The 270-nt window shown below is 37.0% G+C and carries 1 protein-coding gene; it reads left to right on the top strand.

Features of this window, described 5'->3' with window-relative positions:
* Positions 1 to 182 (top strand): hypothetical protein (locus tag OQ279_RS18275; RefSeq protein WP_266071303.1); only part of this gene is annotated, 182 nt, incomplete at its 5' end.
* Positions 183 to 270 lie beyond the last annotated feature (88 nt).

The raw sequence follows: 270 nt of genomic DNA, 5'->3' as shown, positions 1-270 counted from the left end.
ATAAGACGCATATTGAAAAATATAAACCTACCGATGGTAGCAACGCGCTCTTCTCCAACAGAGATGGAAAAGCAATGGAGAAATTCACTTATCAACGGGAGTTTAGAAAATTGAAAAATAGATTCTTAACTTTATTGTTAGAGTCTAAGACCCTTTACTTAGAACATATGGATTGGAATTAAGTAGCGCTAAGTGGTCTACTCACATCGGACGTGGAATCTTCTCGAATTTGATTGCAGCAGAAGCAACCAATGTACTTCAAGTTATGAC

The sequence above is a fragment of the Salinimicrobium profundisediminis genome, assembly GCF_026241755.1.
GTDB lineage: Bacteria > Bacteroidota > Bacteroidia > Flavobacteriales > Flavobacteriaceae > Salinimicrobium > Salinimicrobium profundisediminis.
This window is presented reverse-complemented; position numbering and strand designations above follow the sequence as displayed.